Below are 21918 nucleotides of genomic sequence, written 5' to 3' on the forward strand. Positions count from 1 at the left end.
GCATGCGGGGCGCGTGTGCAGATGCGTTGCTTCGGATCGCAGTCGGCCAGAAGGAAGCAGATGCTCGACGACCGTGATCGGCCGTCAAGCGATCAGGTCCGATTTTCTCTCACGCACTGCCCACATCGAAATGCAGCCTCTTGGCAGAATCGATCGACTTGTGCGCCCGCACCTGTTCCAGCACGCTTTCCGGGAACGGCGCGTCGAGATAGAGCAGCGCAATGGCGTCGCCGCCAGGCCGGTTGCGGCCGAGCTGGAAGTTGGCGATATTGACGCCATTCTCGCCGCAAACTGTGCCGAGCAGGCCGATAATGCCGGGCGCGTCGGCGTTGGTCGTGTAGAGCATGTGCTGGCCGACCTCGGCATCGAGATTGATGCCCTTGATCTGAATGAAACGCGGCTTGCCGTCCGAGAAGCAGGTGCCTGCGATCGAGCGCGTCCTGTGCTCGGTCTTGACGGTCAGCTTGATATAGCCGTCGAACACGCCCGATTTGTCACGCTTGACCTCGGCGACGATGATGCCGCGCTCCTTCACCATGATCGGCGCTGACACCATGTTGACGTCCGAGACCTGCGGCCGGATCAGCCCGGCAAGCGCGGCGCTGATCAACGCGCGCGTGTTCATCGTCGCGGTCGATCCGTCGAACAGGATTTCGACCTCCTTGATCGGGTCCTCGGTGACCTGGCCGACAAAGGCGCCGAGCACCTCGGCCAGCTTGACGAAAGGTTTCAGCCGCGGCGCTTCCTCGGCGGTGATCGACGGCATGTTGATGGCGTTGGAAACCGCGCCCTTGATCAGGTAGTCGGCCATCTGCTCGGCGACCTGCAGGGCGACATTCTCCTGCGCCTCCATCGTCGACGCACCGAGATGCGGCGTGGCCACGACATTCTCCATGCCGAACAGCTCGCTTTTCTCCGCCGGTTCGACCTCGAATACGTCGATGCCGGCGCCCGCCACCTTGCCGCTTTTCAAGGCGGCGATCAGATCGGCCTCGACGATCAGCCCGCCACGCGCGCAGTTGATGATACGCACGCCGGTCTTCATCTGGGCGATCGCCGCTGCGTCGATGATGTTGCGCGTCTTGTCGGTCAGCGGTGTGTGCAGGGTGATGAAATCGGCGCGGGCGAACAGCTCGTCGAGTTCGACCTTCTCGACGCCGAGCTCCTCGGCGCGGCTGTCGGACAGGAACGGGTCAAAGGCGATGACGTGCATCTTCAGGCCGACGCCGCGCGTGGCGACGATCGAGCCGATATTGCCGCAGCCGATGATGCCCAGCGTCTTACCGGTGATCTCGACCCCCATGAAACGGTTCTTCTCCCATTTGCCGGCATGGGTCGAGGCATTGGCTTCCGGTATCTGGCGGGCCAGCGCGAAGATCATGGCGACGGCATGCTCGGCGGTGGTGATCGAATTGCCGAAGGGCGTGTTCATCACGATGATGCCCTTGCGGCTCGCCGCCGGGATGTCGACATTGTCGACGCCGATGCCGGCGCGGCCGACCACCTTGAGCCTGGTGGCCGCGTTGATCAGCTTCTCGGTGACTTTGGTCGCCGAGCGGATGGCGAGGCCGTCATACTGGCCGATCACTTCGAGCAGCTTTTCCTTGTCCTTGCCAAGATCGGGCAGATAGTCGACCTCGATGCCGCGGTCTTTGAAGATCTGCACGGCGGTGGTGGAGAGTTTGTCTGAGACGAGAACGCGGGGCGCCATGGCGACCTCCTTCAAATGGGATTTGATCCGTTTGGAAATGGGCGGCCCGAGGGGCCGCCACGGGAATACTCAGGCGGCCGCTTTGAGCGACGCCTTCTGCTGGGCAAAGGCCCAGTCGAGCCACGGCAGCAGCGCTTCGAGGTCGGAGGTCTCGACCGTCGCCCCGCACCAGATGCGCAGGCCGGGCGGCGCGTCGCGATAGGCGCCGATATCGTAGGCGACGCCTTCCTTGTCGAGCGCCGAGACGATGCCCTTGGCGAACGCCGCTTGTCCGTCGGCATCAAGTGCCGCGACTTGCGGGTCGGTGAAGGAAAGACACACGGACGTGTTCGACCGCGTCGCCGGGTCGGTGGCCAGATGGCCGAGCCACGAGGACTTGTCGACGAAGCCGTCGAGAACGGCGGCATTGGCGTCGGCGCGGGCAATCAATGCCTCGAGCCCGCCGATCGACTTGGCCCAATTGAGTGCATCGAGATAGTCCTCGACGCATAGCATCGACGGCGTGTTGATGGTTTCGCCCTTGAAGATGCCCTCGATGAGCTTGCCGCCCGACGTCAGGCGGAAGATCTTCGGCAGCGGCCAGGCCGGCTTGTAGTTTTCCAGCCGTTCGACGGCGTGCGGACTGAGGATCAGCATGCCGTGTGCGCCCTCGCCGCCCAGCACCTTCTGCCATGAGAAGGTGACGACATCGAGCTTCTGGAAATCGAGCCTTTGTGCAAAGGCCGCCGAGGTGGCGTCGCAGATGGTCAGGCCGCGGCGAGCGTCCGGAATGAAATTGCCGTTCGGCACACGCACGCCTGATGTCGTGCCGTTCCAGGTGAAGACCACGTCGCGGTCGAAGTCGATTTTTGCCAGGTCCGGCAGCGCCCCGTAGCCGGCTTCGATCCTGCGCACGTCGGCGAGCTTGAGCTGCTTGACCACGTCGGTGACCCAGCCGGAACCGAAACTCTCCCAGGCGACCATGTCGACGCCGCGTTCGCCGAGCAGCGACCACAGCGCCATCTCGACCGCGCCGGTGTCCGACGCCGGCACGATGCCGATGCGATAGTCTGCCGGAACCTGGAGAATTTCCCGCGTCAGCTCGATCGCCTGTTCGAGCTTGGTCTTGCCGATCTTGGCGCGGTGCGAGCGTCCGAGCGCGGCATTGGTCAGCGCCTCGACCGACCAGCCGGGACGTTTTGCACAGGGACCTGAGGAAAAATTGGGATTCGCCGGACGGAGTCCGGGCTTCGTATGCGTCGTCATCGTGGTCTATCCTTCCAGATAGTGGCCCCTCGTTGGGGAGGGGTGGCCCACGGACGGCGATATGCGTTCAGGCCTCAGGCGTCAAGAGGAAAGTGTTTGTCGCGGGGAGAACAACGGATTGTGTCTCGCAAAATAAGGAAGACCGGCAGGAAGGAGCCGCGTCCACCCAAACGAAAACGACGGGACCGAAGACCCGCCGCTCCCAAAATCAGTGTTCGGCGTTCTACCAAAGATCGTAGCGTAGCCCGAGCTTGATCTGATGGGAGTTGATCCCTTTGCGGATCGGAGAGTCTTCCAAGTCAGTCACGATTGCATATTCGGCATCCGGCGCAGATAGATACTGGTAGCCAAGGTCAACCAGTACGTTCTTGGACAGTTGGTAAGCAAGGCCAGCATTCAGCGAATACGCAAACGAATACTGTGTTTTGCTGTCGCGCAGGACAAAATCGTCTGCCGGGTTATCGGCGTCGGCATAGTCCACCGAAAGACTGCGTTTGCCTCGATAAATACCGACACCGGCGCCGACATAGGGCGTGAGGCCAACGTAAGTTCCCAGATCGACATAGCCGTTTACCATGCCGGTCCAGGCGTAGTTTTCCACATTCGCGGAAGCAACAATGGTTCCATCGTCGAAGCCAACGGAAATCTCGTTGCCAGGCAGGTATCCGAGATTCACCTCGGCTCGAAGATAGTCGTTCAGATGATAGCCGAAGCCGATACTGGCAAAAACGGGATCCTCGCTTTCGTCATAACTTTCAGGCGTGAAAGTGAGGTCCACATTCCTGAAACTCTTTTCCGGCAAATAAGCGACATCGCCGCGCAGATACCATCCCGAACCGACTTCGACCGGCACGTAGTCCGGCGCCTGGTCGACATAGACCGGCGGATCGTAGTCGGCGCCAAGCGCCTGCGACAGCGGCGTCAGGGCGATTGCTGCAAGCGCCAGCGCTATGCGCGATTTGACTGTCATGATCCCGGCTCCCGAAGGTGGCGCCATTCGCGATCGCGAGCGCCGTTTCAGGAGGCATTGTTAACCATAGTGGTTAAGTGGCGGTTAAGGATAACAGGGCGTTAGCGAATTGATTTTGATTGGCTTTCGGCCGGCGTCGGCACAACGAAAGCCGCCCGGTTTTCACCGGGCGGCCTGCAAATCTGCTGTCGAAGCGATTACTTGGTGTAGACCGGTTCGGGTTCGTAGGCGACCGGCTCCGGCTGGGCACAATCCGAGTTGCCGAACTGGTAGCGCAAACCGCCACGCACTTCGTGGATGTTGATGCCCTTGTCATAGCCAGGACCGACATTGCTGGCGAAGCCGAACATCTTACCGCCGTCGATATGACTGAAGCGGTACCCGACATCAAGCTTGACGCGATCGGTCAAGCAGTAGGATGCGCCAGCCATGGCCGCATAGGCAAAACGCCAGCCCTTGCCGCCGGCATGCTCAAACGAGCCGTCCTCGATGGTGTTGTGGAGTTTATCCCACTTGACCCAGGCACCGCCGATGCCGGCGCCGACATAGGGCGTGATGCCGTGCCAGGTGCCGATATCGACATAGGCATTGGCGAGCAGCAGCAGCGCTGTATAGGATGAGGTGTCGACAGAAGTACAGGGATCTCCATCTTCGCAGATGCCGCTGGTCGAGCCACGGAAATCGGATTTGCTCATCCAATCGGCGGTCAGATCGGTGCGAAAATGCTGGTTGATCTGGTAACCGACGCCGGCACCGGCCGAGAAGGCGCTCTCCAGCTTGCCGCTGTCAAAGCGGCCGGTGCCGGGTGTTTCGCCGTAGGTGATGTAGTCGCCGCCGCGAAACTTCGACCAGTGATAGTCGATGTCGCCTCGAATGTACCAGCCGCCATATTCGGCCGGCTGCTCGTAGACGGCCGGCGGCGGGGCCGGCTCGATCACGGGCGGCTCGACGAAGTCGGCGGCGAATACTGGTCCGGCTACGCCCGCGAACAGCGCGGCAAATAGGGCCATTCTTGCTGTATTGAACATGCTTGTCACCCCTGAGAACCCTCGGCACAGCGAACGCGTCCGAATATGATTGGCTTCAGTTGTGGATAATGAATTGGAAAAGTTAAAAGGCGTTTAACCGTATCGCTTAACCATGAATCTCTAAATCTTTAGGATTTTCGCATCGTCCTCGTGGATGAATCGACGTACAGAGCAACAAAAAGCCCGCCGGCAGGCGGGCTTCTCCGACTGGCGCAAGCTGCGGAATCAGGCGGCGCTGCGCGTTTCCGAAATGATCTCGACGATGTCGTTGACGACGGCCTCGACCAGCTGCTGGTCGTCGCCTTCCGCCATGACGCGGATGAGCGGCTCGGTGCCGGATGGACGGATGACCAGGCGACCGGCCTTGCCCAGGCGGTGGCGTGCATCTTCGATCGCTGCCTTGACCGGGGCTTCCTCGAGCGGCTTGCCGCCGGAAATATGGACGTTCTTGAGAAGCTGCGGCACCGGCTCGAACTTCTTCGACAGTTCGCTGACCGGCCGGTTCTGCCGTTTGATGCAGGCGAGCACCTGGAGCGCCGAGACGAGGCCGTCGCCGGTCGTGGAAAAATCGGACAGCACGATGTGGCCAGACTGCTCGCCGCCGACATTCAGGCCGTGCGCACGCATGTGCTCGACGACATAGCGGTCGCCGACCTTGGTGCGGTGCAACTGCAGGTTCATGTCGCCGAGGAAGCGTTCGAGGCCGAGATTGGACATCACCGTCGAGACGACGCCGCCGCCGGCCAGCCGTCCGCTCTGATGCCAGGACTCGGCGATCAGCGCCATGATCTGATCGCCATCGACGATCGCGCCATTCTCATCGACGATGACGACGCGGTCGGCGTCGCCATCGAGCGCGATACCGATATCGGCGCGCACTTCGTGCACCTTTTTCTGCAGGCCGGCCGGATGGGTCGAGCCGCATTCCTTGTTGATGTTGAAACCGTTGGGCTCGACATTGATGGCGACCACCTCGGCGCCGAGTTCCCACAGCGCCTCGGGCGCCACCTTGTAGGCGGCGCCATTGGCGCAATCGACGACGATGCGCAGCCCCGACAGCGACATCGACCGCGGCAGTGTGCGTTTGGCGAATTCGATATAGCGGTCATGGACGCCGTCGACGCGCTTGGCGCGGCCGAGCCCGTCCGAATCGGCGAGCGCCAGGTCGATGTCCTTATCGAGCATCCCCTCGATTCGCTCCTCGATCTCGTCGGAGAGCTTGTAGCCATCCGGGCCGAACAGCTTGATGCCGTTGTCGTAGTAAGGGTTGTGCGAGGCCGAGATCATCACGCCGATGTCGGCGCGCAACGAGCGCACCAGCATGGCGACCGCAGGCGTCGGAATAGGGCCGAGCAGGAACACGTCCATGCCGGCGGCGCACAGGCCCGACACCATCGCATTCTCGATCATGTAGCCGGAAAGCCGGGTGTCCTTGCCGAGCACGACGCGGTGGCGGTGGTTGCCGCGCTGGAACGAAAGGCCAGCGGCCATGCCGACCCTCATAGCGATCTCCGCCGTCATCGGAAACCTGTTGGCGCGCCCGCGGATGCCGTCCGTACCGAAATAACTTCCTGCCATGCTAGTCAGCTTCCCGATGGTTCTTTTCCGGCACGTCATGCCACAAATTGGCCCGCGCCCTATCATCACAATGCATGATTATATGTCACCAATCCTTAGAAAATTGTTGTTTTGTGTGTTTTGTGTCACGCTAGTGTATTGATTTTCAAGTTTCCTGCTTTGCGCTCAGGAACTTCAACTCAAACCGCATCCGGATTCTTGGTGTGTGGCAGTATGGCTTTGAATTCGGAATCCGCGCGCCGTTCTGCTCCAGACCGAGGTGAGTTCAGGTCCACCGCACCAGCCGGCTCGACTGGCCGTCATGTGAGGCAGTCTCCTGACTGCGAACCGCTATATACGCGCTCTCCGTGTAAATGCACCCGGAAAAACCTGGCTGGGCGCCAGCACTCAGCAACGATTTCATCACCTTATTGGAAAGAATGCCCTTTCCGGCACTTTTTACGCTACTTAGCATCTGGCGCAACCAGCCGTTGAGCGCTATTGCTTTGCTGGGACATATCATGAACCGCTGTAGGGAGAAAACGCATGCTCATCCATCGACTTGCCACTTTGACGGGTCTTACCGTCGTGACCTTGTTCCTGGCGGCGCCTGCCAATGCGCTGACCATGGCAGAGTGCAGCACCAAGTATAACGCGGCCAAGGACGCCGGAACACTTGGCGGGCAGAACTGGAATCAGTTCCGCAAGGCCGAATGCGGCACCGACGCCAGCGCCACGGCAGAACCCGCCAAGCCGACGACCAAGGCGGCAGCAGCCACTGGCGATGACGCCGCGCCGGGCCTGACGGCGAAAGAGTGCAGCACCAAGTATCAGGCAGACAAGGCCGCCGGCACACTGAACGGCCTGTCCTGGAACCAGTATCGCAAGACTGAATGCGCCGCCGGCGCCACTGCAGCGGCAGCACCGGCCGTGGCAGCACCGGCTGCGGCGGCAGCGGCCACCGACGATGCGGCACCGGGCCTGACGGCGAAAGAATGCAGCACCAAGTATCAGGCTGCAAAGGCCGCCGGCACGCTGAACGGCATGAAGTGGAACGACTTCCGCAAGAGCGCATGCGCTGCCGGCGCCACTGCAACGGTAGAACCCGCCGCAGCGACGACCAAGGCAGCCGCAACTGCGGACGCCGGCAAAGGCCTCAGCATGGCGGACTGCAGCGCCAAGTATCAGGCGGCCAAGACCGGCAATACGCTGAACGGCATGAAATGGAATGACTTCCGCAAGAGCCAGTGCGGTGCCGGTGCATCCGACGATGACACCGTGCCGGCGGCCGATGAGGCGAGCTACACCAGCGACCCGGAAACACCGACCGTCAGCGCTCCCCAGGGTGTGAAGTTTCCGAAAGCGATCTCCCAGAAATACAGCACCGAAACCCCGGCCAAAGGCCGTATGCATACCTGCCTCGATCAGTACTACGCCAACAAGGATGCCAATGCGCTGGGCGGCCTCAAGTGGATCCAGAAGGGCGGCGGCTTTTACAGCCTGTGCAATGCCGCACTGAAGAGCTGATAGCTAGCAGTATCCGAAAGACGGAAGGCCCCCGAACCGCAAGGGTGGCGGGTCTTTTTAGCCGCCGCCGGCGGGCAAGGCGAGGATAATGCCGTATCTGCGCTGCAAGCGAGGCGCTGTCGGTGCCACTGCCAGTCTCCCCTGCGGGGGAGATTGGCCCTCTTCTCGGCTTTCGCAAACCTTCAGCGCCTACTTCCCCATTTGAGGCCTACGTCCGGCAAGGGGAAGCGACGGAGCTGCAGGTAGCGACGATCGGCAGCGCCTTCCAAACGAAAACGCCGCGGTCCAAGCCACGGCGTTTCTTCAATCAATCTCTCGCGCAAAGCTCAGCTTGACGGCTGGGGCTCCATGCCGCCTTCGGGCTCCGGGCCCTTCTTGCGGCGGCTGCCGGACTTCGGCACGGCCGAGCCACGGCTCGGCGGTGTGTCGTCGCCGAGATCGCGGGCGGGCTTGTGGCCGGCGATCAACTGCTTGATCTCCTCGCCGGACAGCGTCTCATATTCCAGCAGCCCCTGCGCCAGTGCGATCCATTCCTTCTTTTTCTTGGTCAGGATGGATTTCGCCGTCGAATAGGCCTCGTCGATCAGCCGGCGCACTTCGGCGTCGATAATCTGCGCCGTCTCTTCCGAGACGTTCTGCGTGCGCGCCACCGAATGACCGAGGAAGACTTCCTCCTGGTTGTCGCCATAGGCGACATGGCCGAGCTTGTCGGAGAAGCCCCAGCGCGTGACCATGGCGCGCGCCAGCTTGGTCGCCTGCTCGATGTCAGAGGAGGCGCCCGAGGTAATGTTCTCCTTGCCGAACTTGAACTCCTCGGCGACGCGGCCGCCCATCATGATGGCGAGGCGCGAGATCATGTATTTGTAGCTCATCGAATAGCGGTCGCCTTCCGGCAACTGCATGACCATGCCAAGCGCCCGGCCGCGCGGGATGATGGTCGCCTTGTGCAGCGGATCGGCCGACGGCACGTTCAGCGCCAGGATGGCGTGGCCGGCTTCATGATAGGCGGTGAGTTCCTTCTCGGCCTGGGTCATGGCCGACGAGCGGCGCTCGGCGCCCATCATGATCTTGTCCTTGGCGTCCTCGAACTCGGCCATGGTGACCAGGCGCTTGTTGCGCCGCGCCGCCATCAGGGCGGATTCGTTGACGAGGTTCATCAGGTCGGCGCCGGAAAAGCCCGGCGTGCCGCGTGCGATCACCTTGAGGTCGACATTGGGCGCCAGCGGCACGTTGCGCACATGCACCTTCAGGATCTTCTCGCGGCCGACGATGTCGGGGTTCGGCACCACCACTTGGCGGTCGAAACGGCCGGGCCTGAGCAGCGCCGGATCGAGCACGTCCGGCCGGTTGGTGGCGGCGATCAGGATGATGCTTTCGTTGGATTCGAAGCCGTCCATTTCGACCAGCAACTGGTTCAGCGTTTGCTCGCGTTCATCATTGCCGCCGCCGAGGCCGGCGCCGCGATGGCGACCGACCGCGTCGATTTCGTCGATGAAGATGATGCAGGGCGCATTCTTCTTGGCCTGGTCGAACATGTCGCGGACGCGGCTGGCGCCGACGCCGACGAACATCTCGACGAAGTCCGAGCCGGAAATGGTGAAGAACGGCACGTTGGCCTCACCGGCGACTGAGCGGGCGAGCAACGTCTTACCGGTTCCGGGAGGGCCGACGAGCAGCACGCCGCGCGGGATCTTGCCGCCGAGCCGCTGGAACTTCTGTGGGTCACGCAGGAATTCGACGATCTCTTCCAGATCTTGCTTGGCTTCGTCGACGCCGGCGACATCCTGGAAGGTGACGCGGCCATGCGCCTCGGTCAAAAGCTTGGCCTTCGACTTGCCGAAGCCCATGGCGCGGCCGGAGCCGGACTGCATCTGGCGCATGAAGAATATCCAGACGCCAAGGATCAGGATCATCGGCAGCCAGGAGATGAGATAGCCGAACAGCGAATTGGAGCCATCGGATTCGGGGCGCGCATTGATGGTGACGTTCTTGTCCTGCAGCCTCGAAACCAGCGACGGATCTCCAGGCGAATAGGTCTGGAAGCCGGTGGAGGTGTCGGTATAGGTACCGGAAATGCGCGCACCCGCGATGGTCACCGTCTTGACCCGCCCGGCCGCGACATCCTGCAGGAACTGCGAATAGGGGACATCGCTTGCTGCTCCGCGCGTCTGCGGCGTCTGGAACAGATTGAAGAGAGCGATGAGCAGGACCGCTATGATCGCCCAGAGCGCGAGATTGCGATAATTCGGATTCATCAATTGTCCCGTTGGCGTCCGCTGGCGGACACGCGTCGTGAGAGGAAACTTGGGTCTAACATAGGGATGGCGCCTCCCCTTGCCAAGCAGAACAGCATGTCGCGGTTAAGCTTTCGCCCATCATCAACCGGCAGTGTGGCCGGTGAAAGGCATGGCTGGAACGAGCGGCGCGCCGATCAGCGCAGCGACTGTCATGGCCGGCGCCAGGTCGAAGGACGGCAGGAAACGGGCAAAGGGCGCGACGACGGGCCGTACCGCCATTCCGGGCAAGACCGGGCTGTCCTGCGCCAGCCCAAGGGATTCGCCAGGATATTCGCTTGCGCGCCACAGCACCGGCTCGGCCGCCAGGGCTGCGCGGACAAGGCTTGGCGGCGTGCCGTCTTCGGCAATTGCCTGTTTTGCGGCACGAGCCGCGCCGAGCGGCGCGATCAAAAATGCACCTGGCGTGTCGCCCAATGTGATCCTTCGACGGCCGTCCCAGAGGGCATTGTCCGCGGCCGGAGCGGCGGGCGGCAGGTTGCGGGTTTCACGACGCAGGAAGATGCCGGCACGCCGCGCATCGACCACCGTCCGCGACAATGTGGCGCAAAACCGGGTAGCATAAAATGGCGTCACGCAAGAGGGGCCGGGCCTCAGCCGGGCGAACAGCGCCTCGCTGCGAGCCTGGTCGGGCAGAAAGGCAACGCCGCCGACGGTCGCCAGCAGGATGCGCAGCGCGTAGACGGCCGCAGGCTCGTCGCCGGCCGTCGCGAAACCCAGATCGAGACGGATAAGGCCGTCGGCGGGCCTGCTGGCAAATCCACGGATCAGCGCGGCCGCCCTATGGCCAAGCTGGTCGCGCTCCACCGCAGCCCGCACAGCCAGCGCCACCGCGTCTTCCACGCGCTGCGCACCGTTACCCGCCGCAAGTGCCGCGCGGACACGCGGCCGCTCGAAAGTCACGTCTTCATTGGTCGGGTCTTCCGCCCAGCCGACATTCGCCCGCCGCAGGAATTCGCGCAGCGTCGCACGCCGTGTACCGAGAAGCGGCCGGGCGATCCAGATCCGCCAATCGTACAGGGTGGCCGGTGCCATGCCGGCTAGGCCTCGCTCCGCCTCTCGCGGCCCCTCCTGGCGTGCTTGCCGCATCAGCACGGTCTCGGCCTGGTCGTCGGCAGTGTGGCCGGTCAGGATCGGGCCGATGCCTTCCGCCTGCGCTGCCTCGGCCAGCAGCCGGTAGCGTGCCTCTCGCGCGGCAGCCGGCAGGCCGGTCGACGGCTTGCGTCCGGACCAGACCAGGACGCGGTGGGCAATGCCGCGCTCCGCGCAAAGCCTGGCCACCGCATGCGCTTCCGCTGCCGCGCTCGGCCGCAGATTGTGGTCGATCGTCACAGCCAGCAATTTCGTTGCGGGCGCGGTACGGTCGAGATGGTCTTTGAGGAGGAGGAGAAGGGCGGTCGAGTCGCTACCGCCGGACACGGCCGCAACAGCGCCGTTGGTAAAGTCGATCTGCGAAAAAACCGAAAGGTCAGGCTCGGTTTCGAGCATCAATGCATGTCGCCCAAAAGTGGTCCCAGTTTTGGGGCACCTACATGCAAGAGAAAAACTAGCACGCCGCGAGCGCCCTTTCCTGCTTGACGCGTTCCTTGAGTGCGCCGGACACGTTGGGATAGCGCTTGCCGATCTCGCCGAAAGTGGCGCAGGCTACGTCGCGCTGGTTCAACCCGACTAGCGACACGCCGAGTTTCAGCAGCATGTCGGGAGCCTTCTTGGCCTTCGGATAGTCCTTGCTGGCGGCGAGGAAAGTCTCGGCCGCGTCGCGGTATTTCTGCTGGCCGAGCAGCGATTCACCCAGCCAGTAATGCGCGTCCGCCGTCTTGGCATCCTTGGGGAAGCGGGCGATGTGGTCCCGAAAACCCTGTTCGGCAGTGCTATAGTCGCCCGACAGGATAAACTGGTAGGAGTTGCGGTAAAGCTCCTCCGGGTCGTCGGTGGCGGGCAGCGCCGCGACCACCGTATTGTCGGACTTGTCGGCCTGGGCGCCAGTGGCTTGGTCGCCCGTGGCTTGACCGCTAGTGGCTGGGGCGGTGCTCGGCGCCGGTGCATGAGCCTGCGTGTTGCCGTCGGCGTCGATCACATTGCCGTTCTTATCGACAGTGATGGTGCCGAATGTCTTCGGCGGCGTGCCCGGGATCACCCTGCCGGGCTCGCCCGTCGGCGATTCGACGATGACGTCCTCGCCCTGAGCGCCGGCGGGCGGCGGGCCAGCATCGGCCGGGCCGTTCGTCGCCGGAGCCTCGGCGACGCTGCTGTCGGTGTTGGTCGTCGTGGCGTCCGACTTTTTCTGCTCCGCTGGTTGCGGCGCGCCTTGCGAACCGCCTTCCAACTGCTGGAAGCGGAACTCGTTGTCTTCCTGCTGCTTGCGGATCTGCTCCTGCATCTGCAGGACCTGGAAGTTGAGCTCCTCGATCTTGCCGTTCATTTGCCGGAGCTGTTCCTGCAGTGCGGTAGTGCCGGTGCCATCCTGTGCGAACTGAACCTGATCCGGCTTTTTCTTTTCACCGAAAATGCCCGGCTTTTCACCGAAAATACCGAGCGTCGGCAGGTGGAAGGAAAAGCCGCCTTTCGACGGTTGTTGCTCGTTGCCGCTTGCCCCGGTACCGGCAGCAAGTGCGGCGACGCTTGATACGAGCAGCAGCGCAAGCGTGCCGCTCAAGACCGATCTGAAATGCATGTGCCTCTCGCCGTGAAATTGTTAGCCTGTTGCATGCCTCCGACCCGAGTGGGACCGTCAGGCGCCTCGGCTCTTAGCAGGACGCAGGACTTCGGCCAAATTTTGTTTCAAGTTTCATATCCGGGCGCCGGACATGAAAAAGGCGGCCGCGGCCGCCTTTCGCATATATCTGTTGCATTTCTGCCGATCAGGAACCGGCGCCGCTGAGCGTGGTGACGGCGCGGCGGTTCTGCGACCAGCAGGAGATGTCGTCGCAAACCGCGACCGGACGCTCCTTGCCGTAGGAAATCGTCTTCAGACGCTGGCCGGAAACACCCCTGGCGACGAGGAAGTCGCGGGTGGCGGCGGCACGGCGGGCGCCGAGCGCCAGATTGTATTCACGCGTGCCGCGCTCGTCGGCATGGCCTTCGATGACGATGGCATACTGCCCATACTGGTTCAGCCACTGCGCCTGGCGCGAAAGCGTCGTCTGCGCGTCGGCGCGGATCGAGGACGAATCCGTGTCGAAGAAGATGCGGTCGCCGATGTTGACGGTGAAGTCCTGGGCCGATCCGGGCGTCGCCGCTCCGGCGCCGCTGAGACCGAGATCGGCGGCGCTGTTCGGGGTCTTCTTCGAAGCGCAACCGGCGATGGCGAGCGACGCCACCAACGCGATCATCACCGGGTTTCTGGTAAGTGCTGCGATACGGCCCATGCCGCCTCTCCTTCGCAATTCGAGTGATTTCGTTGATCGTCCAGTAACCACGTTTGGGTTAACCGGCGTTCAAGAAACACGGTTAAAATTTGGTTTCGGCTGCCGTCCGCAGCTGTTTGCCCGAAGGGCATTCGAGGGGTCACAATGCGCGCGGACGGTAGGCGGAAATGCGGCCAAAACGCGACCAAGGCGTGGAAAGAGGCCGAGAACGCCGCTTATCCGGCATCGTTGCAAGCCTGCAACTAAAGCAAAGGATGCTCAAGTTGAACATCCTTTGCTCTGGTTATTCCAGCAGCGGCGACCAGGCCGGATCCGACGCGAAATTCGCGGTCGGGATTGACTGTTCGTTGCGGCCGGTGAGATCGACCGAGACGAGTTTCGGCCCGCCGGCTGAATCGCGGAAGAACATCAGCACCCGGCCGTTGGGTGCCCAGGTCGGCCCCTCCTGCTGGAAGCCGGTTGAAAGGATGCGCTCGCCCGAACCGTCGATGCGCATGACGCCGATCTGGAATTCGCCGGCGGTCTGCTTGGTGAAGGCGATGAGGTCGCCGCGCGGCGACCACACCGGCGTCGAATAGACACCGTCGCCGAACGAGATGCGGGTCTGGCCCGAACCGTCGGCGCCCATCACATAGATCTGGGCGCGGCCGCCGCGGTCGGAGGTGAAGACGACCTTGCTGCCGTCAGGCGAATAGGACGGCGAGGTGTCGATGGCCGTCGAATTGGTGAGCCTGGTCGTCGAGCGGCTTCTCAAATCCATGGCGAAGATGTTGGAATTACCGTCGTCGCGCAACAGGCTCATGATCACCTTCTGGCCGTCGGGCGAGAAGCGCGGCGCAAAGGTCATGCCGGGAAAGTCGCCGACCAGTTCGCGCTGCCCGGTCTCGATCTGCAGCAGATAGACCTTCGGCTGGCCGCTTTCATAGGACATGTAGGTGATTTCCTGCCGGTTCGGCGAGAAACGCGGGGTCAGCACGATCGACCTGCCATCCGACAGGTAGCGGACGTTGGCGCCGTCCTGGTCCATGATGGCGAGGCGCTTCTTGCGCGCGTTCTTTGCGCCCGACTCGTCGATGAAGACGACGCGCGTGTCGAAATAGCCCTTCTCGCCGGTCAGCCGCTCGTAGATCGCGTCGGCGATGATATGGGCGACGCGCCTTGTATTGGCGTCGTTGGCGAAGAACTGCTCGCCCGACATCTGCTGGCCGGCAAAGGTGTCCCACAGCCTGTACTGGGCGCGGACGCGGCCGTCGGCCTCCTTGCTGACGCTGCCGGTGACCAGCGCCTGGGCATTGATCACTTTCCAGTCCTCGAAGCGAGGTGTGGCATCCGTGTTGGAGATCTTTTCGATGAAGGCGTTCTTGTCGATCGGCGCGAACAGGCCGGAGCGTTTCAGGTCCGCGCTGACGATGCCCGAAATCTCCGCGCCCAGCGCATCGCCGCCCTGGAAATCGGTGATAGCGATCGGCAGCGGCTCGACATTGCCTTTGTTGACGTTGAGCTCAACGAGCGCCCGCGCCGGCAAGGTGGCCGCGGCAGTCATGCCCAGCGCCATGGCTACGATCATCAGGAGCGGCTTGAGGATGGATTTCATGTCTTCTCGCTTCTCTTCAATGATTCTACGGGCGCCAGGCCTACAGGCCGAGCATCTCCCTCGGATCGAACGTGACCCGAACGTCGGCCCAGATGTCCTGCTTGCCGGCGGGAACCTGCAGGCCGGCCATGTCGCATTTCTGAACCGCGCGTACGGCACTTTCGTCGAACGGGCGGTTTCCGCTCGATTGTTCGACGGACGGCCGGCCATCCAGCTTGCCGGAGGCGTCCAGGTTGAACCGGACTACGACGATGAAATTCTCCGAACCCTCAAGCCCTGCCGGCAGCGTCCAGCAGCCGCCAAGCTGGGCCTCCAATGCGCCCTGCTCCGATCTTGAAAGCTTCTGGCCCTGATCCTTGTCGCCACCGAGTGACGCCTGCTGGGTCGAGCGCTTGGCGCCACCGCCGGACGGCTTCCGTTTGTCGAGCAGCGCTGAAATCTCGTCGGCGTTGAATTGCTTGTCATCCGACTTCGGCTTGGATGAGGCTTCCTTGACCGGCTTGTCGGCGTCCTTGCGCTCCGGCGCCTTGGCGCTTTCGGCCTGCGCCGGCTGCGGCTTCGGCCGCGCCTGCGGGGCCGGCGCAGAGTCCGGAAGCTGCGTCTCCTCAGTTGGCGGTTCCTTGGCAATCGCTTCGGCGACGGCGTCCGGCTTGAGCTCGGGCTTCGGGTCGATCGCGGCGGTCTTGTCCTGCGGCGGCGTCGGCGCCGGCTCCTTGGCTGGTGTCGGCTTGGGCTCCGCCTGCTTGACCGGCTCCGGCTTCACCTCTTCCTTCGGCTGCGGGACCGGTGCGACCTCGGTCGCCGGAACAGGCTTACGCTGCTCCTTCGGCTTCGGCACGTCCTCGGGCTTCGGCTTCTCGACCGGGGTCGGCGCGGGCGGCGGCGCAGAGGCCAGATCGACCGGGTTGGGCTTGGCTTCCGGCGTTATCGGCTTGTCGGTGTCGACGCTGTTCTCGCCGACTTTCTGGGCATCGGGAACGATGTCGGGGCGCTGTGTCGGCACCGGCGCCGGCTTCTCGTGCACCACGGCCTTCTTGTCGCCTTGCAGCGTCTGCGCGGTTGCTTCCATCGGCACGATGTCGACCGACACCGATTCGACATCGGACGCGGGCATCGCAGGCGGCGAGGACAACGTGAACAGCCCGAAGGCGATCGCCGTCGCATGCAAGATCACCGATGTGGTGAGGCCGGTCCTCATCTTGGCGTTATTGATCCTGTTCCTGCAGCGAAACCAGGCCGATATTCTTGTACCCGGCGGCCGAGATTCGAGCCATCACCTTCATGGCGGTGCCATAGTCCGTCGACTTGTCGCCCCGGATGAAGATGCGCTCGTCGTAACCGGTCTTCGAGATCGCCTGCAGTTTCGCCACCAGCTCCTCGATCGGAATTTCGGTCTCCTGGAGGTATATCTGGCCGGTGGAGTTGATCGAGACGGTGATCGGCTGCGTGTCGACGTTCATCGCTTTGGCCTGGGTGTCCGGAAGGTCGATCGGCACGCCGACCGTCAGCAAGGGTGCGGCGACCATGAAGATGATCAGCAGCACCAGCATCACGTCGACCATCGGCGTGACGTTGATTTCCGATATCATCGCGTGATGGCGGCCGCGCCGCCTGTGGCCGCGACCACCGCGTCCTCCGCCACCCCCGCCTACAGACATTCCCATGATCGTTCCTCAGGTCTTCTGCGCGACTTTTTCATCGATTTGGCGCGAGAGTATGGCGGAGAACTCGTCCGCGAACCCCTCCATGCGCACGGCGATCTTGCTCGCGTCCGACGACAGCTTGTTGTAGGCGATGACGGCGGGGATGGCCGCGAGCAGGCCTATTGCCGTGGCCAGCAGCGCTTCGGCAATGCCGGGTGCAACCACCGCCAGGCTGGTATTCTTGGATGCGGCGATCGCCTGGAACGAGGTCATGATGCCGATGACGGTTCCAAACAAGCCGATGAAGGGCGCCGCCGAGCCGGTAGTGGCGAGAAAGCCAAGCCGTCCTTCCAGCTTTTCCATTTCGCGGGTCAGCGCCAGATCCATCGCCTTGTCGATGCGGTTCTGCAGGCCGAGCGGCGATTTCGCGCCCTTCTCGAAGCTCTTCTTCCATTCGCGCATGGCGGCAACGAAGATGGCGCCCATGCCGGTCGTCTTGCGGTCGGCGAGCGTGCGATAAAGCTCTTCCAGCGACTGCCCCGACCAGAACACCTGTTCGAAGCGATTGAGCGCGAGCCGCATGCGGCCATAGGCGACGAGCTTGTCGACGATGATCGCCCAGGTCCAGATCGAGGCGCAGAGCAGGCCGATCATGACCAGCTTGACCACCCAGCCGGCCTGCATGAACAGCGCCCAAATCGACAAATGCGCGCCCGGTTCGGCGAGTGCGATGTTTTCCATGGTTACGTCCTTAAGAATTTTCCGGGCACGGCTGGCGGCTGGCCCATGGGCATCCCTTGTGGTCCGTTCGCGCAAAGCTTGCGGAATAACCCCAAAATGCACCGTTGGCGGCCTTTTCAGGGCAAATGTTGGTGAAAGGAAGGCGCTGGATTCCTCCAATCTTCACCACTCTCTTCATGAACCGTTATGGTTAAGGATGGGTTAGGACGTACAGCGCGGCGCATTGCCGCGCCTTGGGCGAGCCGCCAGGCATCGTCAGCGGATGATCGGCATCAGTAATTTACCGATTTGAACCTACCGATTTGTGTTGGGCATGAAGGCTGCGATCCATTCCTTCGGAAAACGTCTTGGCCGGCCATTCTCGCCGATGATCGCCGCCTCGACCCGCGCCTCGACCAGCACCTCGCCGCCGCGCTTCAGCTGCTGCGCCATGAAGATGCGGGCGCCCGAAATGTCCTCGGTGCGCGTCTCGATGGTCAGGATGTCGTCCATGCGGGCGGACCCGCGAAAGTCGATTTCCATGCGCCGCACCACCCAGACTATTCTTTCGCCATGCTTGCCTTCCGCCAGCTCGGTGTGATGGACGCCGGCAAGCCTGAGATAGTCGGAACGGCCGCGTTCGAAGAATTCGAGATAGCGCGCGTGATAGACGACGCCGGAGAAATCGGTGTCGGCATAATAAACCCGCGCCATCAGCCGGTGGCCGAATTCCGTCAGCGCACCGGAAAGTCCAGCGGATAGCGCCGCCGATTCACCATGATCGTCCATTGCGCTTCCCTTTTTGGGTCTGGCCGGGCACCTACAGTGCGACGCGTTTAGGTGGTTGTATCAGTGCGTGTCGTTGTCCCAAAACCGCTACACACTTTTGGGCGACACGCATTAGCTTGGCGCAAGAACCCGATGGCACTGTTGACGGCGATGATCAAGACCTTGATGGCGGCGCTGCTTCTGCTCGGCGTGCTGGCGTTGCCCGGCCGGGCCGCAAGCTTTTCGATGAAGCGCGGCCTCAACCTCGACCAATGGACGACCTGGCCGGGCGAGGACAAATGGAGCGACCGGCAAGCAATCCTGCCCTATCCCGAATGGCGCAAGTTCCTCAAAGACGATGACCTCGAGGCGCTGAAGAGCGCCGGCTTCGATTTTCTGCGCATGCCGGTCGACCCGTCACCGTTCCTGTCCGGCGAGACGCTGGCGCTGCGCGACGAGCTCTATGCCAGCGTGCTGAGTTCGGTGCGCATGATCAACCGCGCCGGCCTGAAGGTGATCGTCGACATGCATCTGATCCCGGCTGGCGGCAACCGCAAGATCGGCATGGGTCAGGTGATGGACGACCCGCAAACCTTCGACGCCTATGTCGAAATGGTGCGAAAGATGGCGCGCACGCTGGCCAGGGAAGACCCAACGAAGGTCGCCTTCGAGCCGATGAACGAGCCGATCGTCGACTGCGACAGCGACGGCACCAGCCTGTGGCCGGAGCGTCAGCAAAAACTGTTCGCGGCGGCGCGTTCGTCGGCCACAAAGCTCACCCTGATCCTGACCGGCGCCTGCTATTCCAGCGCGGCATCGCTGGCGAAGATCGATCCGAAGGCGATCCCGGACGACAACGTGATCTGGACCTTCCATTCCTACGATCCGTTCCTGCTCACCCATCAGGGTGCGACCTGGGCCGGCGATTTCATCCCTTATGTCACCGGACTGCCCTATCCGCTCACCGCCGTGCCGCGTGCCGAACTCGATGCGACGCTCGACACGATCCGCGCCAGGATCAAGGCCGAGGCGCCATGGGTGCGCCAGAACGGCCTGCTCGCCTACCTTGATGAACAGGTCGCCAGCATGGACACGCACGAAAAGCTGCTCGCTGTCATGGACGCGCCGTTCAAGACTGTCGAAGCCTGGGCGAGGGCCAATGGGGTAAAACCCGAAAACGTCACGCTCGGCGAATTCGGCATGATCCGCCAGGAATACGGCAATGCCTATGTGATGCCGGCAGAATATCGCGCCGCTTACGTCAAGGACATGATCGCGCGCGCCGAAGCGCATGGCTTTTCATGGTCGGTTTGGAGCTATGGCGGCGCCTTCGGCATCGTCGACGGTTTTGATGGCGAGAAGGCCGAGCCGGATGTGATGGACGCGATCAGGTCGCTTCATTGAAGCGATTCACGCTGAGCCCAGTTCGATCGAAAGAATCTCAGGACGCATCCCGAAACGCACCGGCAGGATGCTGAAACCGAGACCTCCAGAAACAATCAGGTTCCGGTTCTCCTCCACGACATGGCCATAGGCAAAACGGTTGCCGAACCGCGACGGCACGACCGGAGAATAGCCGAACAGCCGCACCTGCCCGCCATGGGTATGGCCGGAAAGCGTGAGCGAAACGCGTGACGGCACTTTCGGGAATATGTCGGGCTCGTGCGCGAGCAGGATGACCGGCGCCTCATCGATCACCTTTGCCAATGTGCCTTCGAAGTCGTCCAATCCCTTGAATCGGCTGCGGCCCCAGGCTTTGCCTGGTCGCAATGCAAGCTGATCCGCCAGCCCGGCAACCCAGAAGCCATGCCCGTCCTTTTCCAGGCGCACGACATCGTTCTCCAGCACCGGTATACCAGCGCTTTCGATCGCCTTGCGCGCCACCGTTGGCCCCACTCCGGCCCTTTGCGCCGAAAGATCTTCCCACCAATCGTGGTTGCCAAGGATCGCCCACACACCGAGCGGCGCCTTCAGCCCGGACAAAGCTGGCGCCCATTCAGAAGAATCCACCCATTCAGTCACCAGCCGAGTGCCGGCGGCATAGTCGCCAAGCAGGACAATCAGATCCGGCTGCAATGCATTTACCTGTTGGGCGAGCGAAGCGATCCGCTCCGGCGTCACCCATGGCCGGCAGGCATGGATGTCGGCAAGGGCAACGACCCGCAGCCTCAAGCCCGCCGGCCAGTTTGGCGGCGTCAGCGAATAACGCTTCACATGGGTCAGAAGCATCGGCTCGATGCCGACCGCATAGGCGCTGAGCGACACCATCGAAAAGAGCGAGCCGCCGATGAGGCGCAGGAAGCCACGTCTGGTGATCATCAGTCAGCTCCGGCTGTTCCAGGGACCGGCGGCCCCACAGGCGAGGCTTGCGTTAAATCCGGAGATTGCGCCGGCACGCTGACCGAGATGAGGAGATTTTGCGTAGGGATCGAGCAGAATGCCGGGAACTACTGCTCTTCTTGAAACAGGCTTATCTGCTGCTGCGCCAGATCCTTCGGCGCGTCTAGGCCGAGATGCCGCCAGGCATTGGCGGTCAGCACGCGGCCGCGTGGCGTGCGCTGAATAAAACCCTGCTGGATCAGATAGGGCTCGATGATGTCCTCGATGGCGTCGCGCGGCTCGGAAAGCCCGGCCGCGATGGTCTCGATGCCAACCGGCCCGCCGCCGAAATTGCGGGCGATCATTTGGAGATAGCGGCGGTCGAGCGCATCGAGGCCGAGCGCGTCGACCTCGAGCCTCGTCAGCGCCTCGTCGGCGATCTGGCGATCGACATGACCGTCACCGGCGACAGAGGCAAAATCGCGCACCCGGCGCAAAAGGCGGCCGGCGATGCGCGGCGTGCCACGCGCGCGTCTGGCAATCTCCAGCGCGCCGTCGTCGCCGAGCGGCATGGCAAGGATGCGGGCGCCGCGGCGCACGATCTGCTCCAGTTCCTCGACCGAATAAAAATTGAGACGAACCGGGATGCCGAAGCGGTCGCGCAGCGGATTGGTCAAAAGACCGAGCCGCGTAGTGGCGGCAACCAGAGTGAAGCGGGCGAGATCGATCTTGACCGAGCGCGCCGCCGGCCCCTCGCCGATGATCAGGTCGAGCTGGAAATCCTCCATGGCCGGATAGAGGATTTCCTCGACCGCCGGGTTGAGCCGGTGGATCTCGTCGATGAACAGCACGTCGCGGTCTTCGAGATTGGTGAGCAGCGCTGCGAGATCGCCCGCCTTGGCGATGACCGGACCGGAGGTCGAGCGGAAATTGACGCCGAGTTCGCGCGCCATGATCTGCGCCAGCGTCGTCTTGCCGAGGCCGGGCGGCCCGACGAACAGCACATGGTCGAGCGCCTCGCTGCGGCCCTTGGCGGCCTCGATGAACACTTTGAGATTGGCCCGCACCGCCGCCTGGCCGACGAAGTCGCCGAGCGTCTGCGGCCGCAGGGTCTGCTCGGCATCCTCGCCGCGCTTGTCGGGAGCAATGAGGCGTGGCGAAAGGCTCATGCCGC

The 21918-nt window shown here is 62.8% G+C and carries 18 protein-coding genes; 2 read left to right on the top strand and 16 right to left on the bottom strand.

Annotated elements, in window-relative coordinates; genetic code table 11:
- Nucleotides 1-109: 109 nt before the first annotated feature.
- The 5 genes from serA to glmM all read right to left on the bottom strand — a co-directional run bounded on the left by serA (nucleotide 110) and on the right by glmM (nucleotide 6532).
- On the bottom strand, nucleotides 110-1711 hold the full coding sequence (gene serA / locus AC0L26_RS10250; RefSeq protein WP_354492775.1) for a phosphoglycerate dehydrogenase: 1602 nt from the start codon (nucleotides 1709-1711) through the stop codon (nucleotides 110-112).
- A gap of 69 nt (nucleotides 1712-1780) precedes the next feature.
- Nucleotides 1781-2956, bottom strand: coding sequence for a phosphoserine transaminase (locus AC0L26_RS10255; RefSeq protein ID WP_473632407.1), 1176 nt, complete (start codon nucleotides 2954-2956; stop codon nucleotides 1781-1783).
- Nucleotides 2957-3179: 223 nt separating this feature from the next.
- On the bottom strand, nucleotides 3180-3926 hold the full coding sequence (locus AC0L26_RS10260; protein ID WP_473632408.1) for an outer membrane protein: 747 nt from the start codon (nucleotides 3924-3926) through the stop codon (nucleotides 3180-3182).
- A 197-nt stretch (nucleotides 3927-4123) separates the two neighbouring features.
- Complete coding sequence (locus tag AC0L26_RS10265) at nucleotides 4124-4954, bottom strand: outer membrane protein (RefSeq protein WP_473632409.1); 831 nt, start codon at nucleotides 4952-4954, stop codon at nucleotides 4124-4126.
- Between the two features lie 225 nt (nucleotides 4955-5179).
- Nucleotides 5180-6532: a phosphoglucosamine mutase gene (glmM, locus tag AC0L26_RS10270; RefSeq protein ID WP_126104543.1), complete on the bottom strand. Its 1353-nt coding sequence runs from the start codon at nucleotides 6530-6532 to the stop codon at nucleotides 5180-5182.
- Between the two features lie 843 nt (nucleotides 6533-7375).
- Between glmM and AC0L26_RS10275 the strand changes: the two genes are divergently transcribed.
- Complete coding sequence (locus AC0L26_RS10275; protein ID WP_473632707.1) at nucleotides 7376-8038, top strand: hypothetical protein; 663 nt, start codon at nucleotides 7376-7378, stop codon at nucleotides 8036-8038.
- A gap of 326 nt (nucleotides 8039-8364) precedes the next feature.
- On the opposite strand, the gene ftsH is transcribed toward AC0L26_RS10275, so the two are convergent.
- The 9 genes from ftsH to ybgC form a co-directional block, all read right to left on the bottom strand.
- Nucleotides 8365-10293, bottom strand: coding sequence for an ATP-dependent zinc metalloprotease FtsH (gene ftsH, locus AC0L26_RS10280; RefSeq protein WP_065011263.1), 1929 nt, complete (start codon nucleotides 10291-10293; stop codon nucleotides 8365-8367).
- Nucleotides 10294-10416: 123 nt separating this feature from the next.
- Nucleotides 10417-11820 (bottom strand): tRNA lysidine(34) synthetase TilS, encoded by a 1404-nt coding sequence (gene tilS / locus AC0L26_RS10285; protein ID WP_473632708.1) that lies wholly within the window; start codon nucleotides 11818-11820, stop codon nucleotides 10417-10419.
- Nucleotides 11821-11878: 58 nt separating this feature from the next.
- Nucleotides 11879-13006: a tol-pal system protein YbgF gene (gene ybgF / locus AC0L26_RS10290; protein WP_473632410.1), complete on the bottom strand. Its 1128-nt coding sequence runs from the start codon at nucleotides 13004-13006 to the stop codon at nucleotides 11879-11881.
- Nucleotides 13007-13193: 187 nt separating this feature from the next.
- A complete protein-coding gene (gene pal, locus AC0L26_RS10295) occupies nucleotides 13194-13700 on the bottom strand; it encodes a peptidoglycan-associated lipoprotein Pal (RefSeq protein ID WP_095487393.1) in 507 nt (168 codons plus the stop codon).
- Nucleotides 13701-13983: 283 nt separating this feature from the next.
- A complete protein-coding gene (tolB, locus tag AC0L26_RS10300; protein ID WP_473632709.1) occupies nucleotides 13984-15267 on the bottom strand; it encodes a Tol-Pal system beta propeller repeat protein TolB in 1284 nt (427 codons plus the stop codon).
- Between the two features lie 67 nt (nucleotides 15268-15334).
- The gene (locus tag AC0L26_RS10305; RefSeq protein WP_473632411.1) at nucleotides 15335-16492 is read right to left on the bottom strand and encodes an energy transducer TonB family protein; all 1158 of its coding nucleotides are present in this window, start codon (nucleotides 16490-16492) and stop codon (nucleotides 15335-15337) included.
- A gap of 7 nt (nucleotides 16493-16499) precedes the next feature.
- Nucleotides 16500-16958 carry a protein TolR gene (gene tolR, locus AC0L26_RS10310; protein ID WP_473632412.1) on the bottom strand — a complete coding sequence of 153 codons (459 nt, stop codon included), beginning with the start codon at nucleotides 16956-16958 and terminating at the stop codon, nucleotides 16500-16502.
- Nucleotides 16959-16967: 9 nt separating this feature from the next.
- Nucleotides 16968-17678, bottom strand: a complete 711-nt coding sequence (tolQ, locus tag AC0L26_RS10315; protein WP_095487401.1) for a protein TolQ — start codon at nucleotides 17676-17678, stop codon at nucleotides 16968-16970.
- Between the two features lie 294 nt (nucleotides 17679-17972).
- Nucleotides 17973-18446 (bottom strand): tol-pal system-associated acyl-CoA thioesterase, encoded by a 474-nt coding sequence (gene ybgC, locus AC0L26_RS10320; RefSeq protein ID WP_473632413.1) that lies wholly within the window; start codon nucleotides 18444-18446, stop codon nucleotides 17973-17975.
- Between the two features lie 132 nt (nucleotides 18447-18578).
- On the opposite strand from ybgC, the gene AC0L26_RS10325 reads away from it, so the two are divergent.
- Nucleotides 18579-19829, top strand: a complete 1251-nt coding sequence (locus tag AC0L26_RS10325; protein ID WP_473632414.1) for a glycoside hydrolase family 5 protein — start codon at nucleotides 18579-18581, stop codon at nucleotides 19827-19829.
- A 6-nt stretch (nucleotides 19830-19835) separates the two neighbouring features.
- Here AC0L26_RS10325 and AC0L26_RS10330 read toward each other — a convergent pair whose 3' ends face one another.
- Complete coding sequence (locus AC0L26_RS10330) at nucleotides 19836-20744, bottom strand: metallophosphoesterase (RefSeq protein ID WP_473632415.1); 909 nt, start codon at nucleotides 20742-20744, stop codon at nucleotides 19836-19838.
- A 128-nt stretch (nucleotides 20745-20872) separates the two neighbouring features.
- Nucleotides 20873-21913 (bottom strand): Holliday junction branch migration DNA helicase RuvB, encoded by a 1041-nt coding sequence (gene ruvB, locus AC0L26_RS10335; RefSeq protein WP_473632416.1) that lies wholly within the window; start codon nucleotides 21911-21913, stop codon nucleotides 20873-20875.
- Nucleotides 21914-21918 lie beyond the last annotated feature (5 nt).

It is taken from the genome of Mesorhizobium sp. WSM4823 (assembly GCF_055811195.1).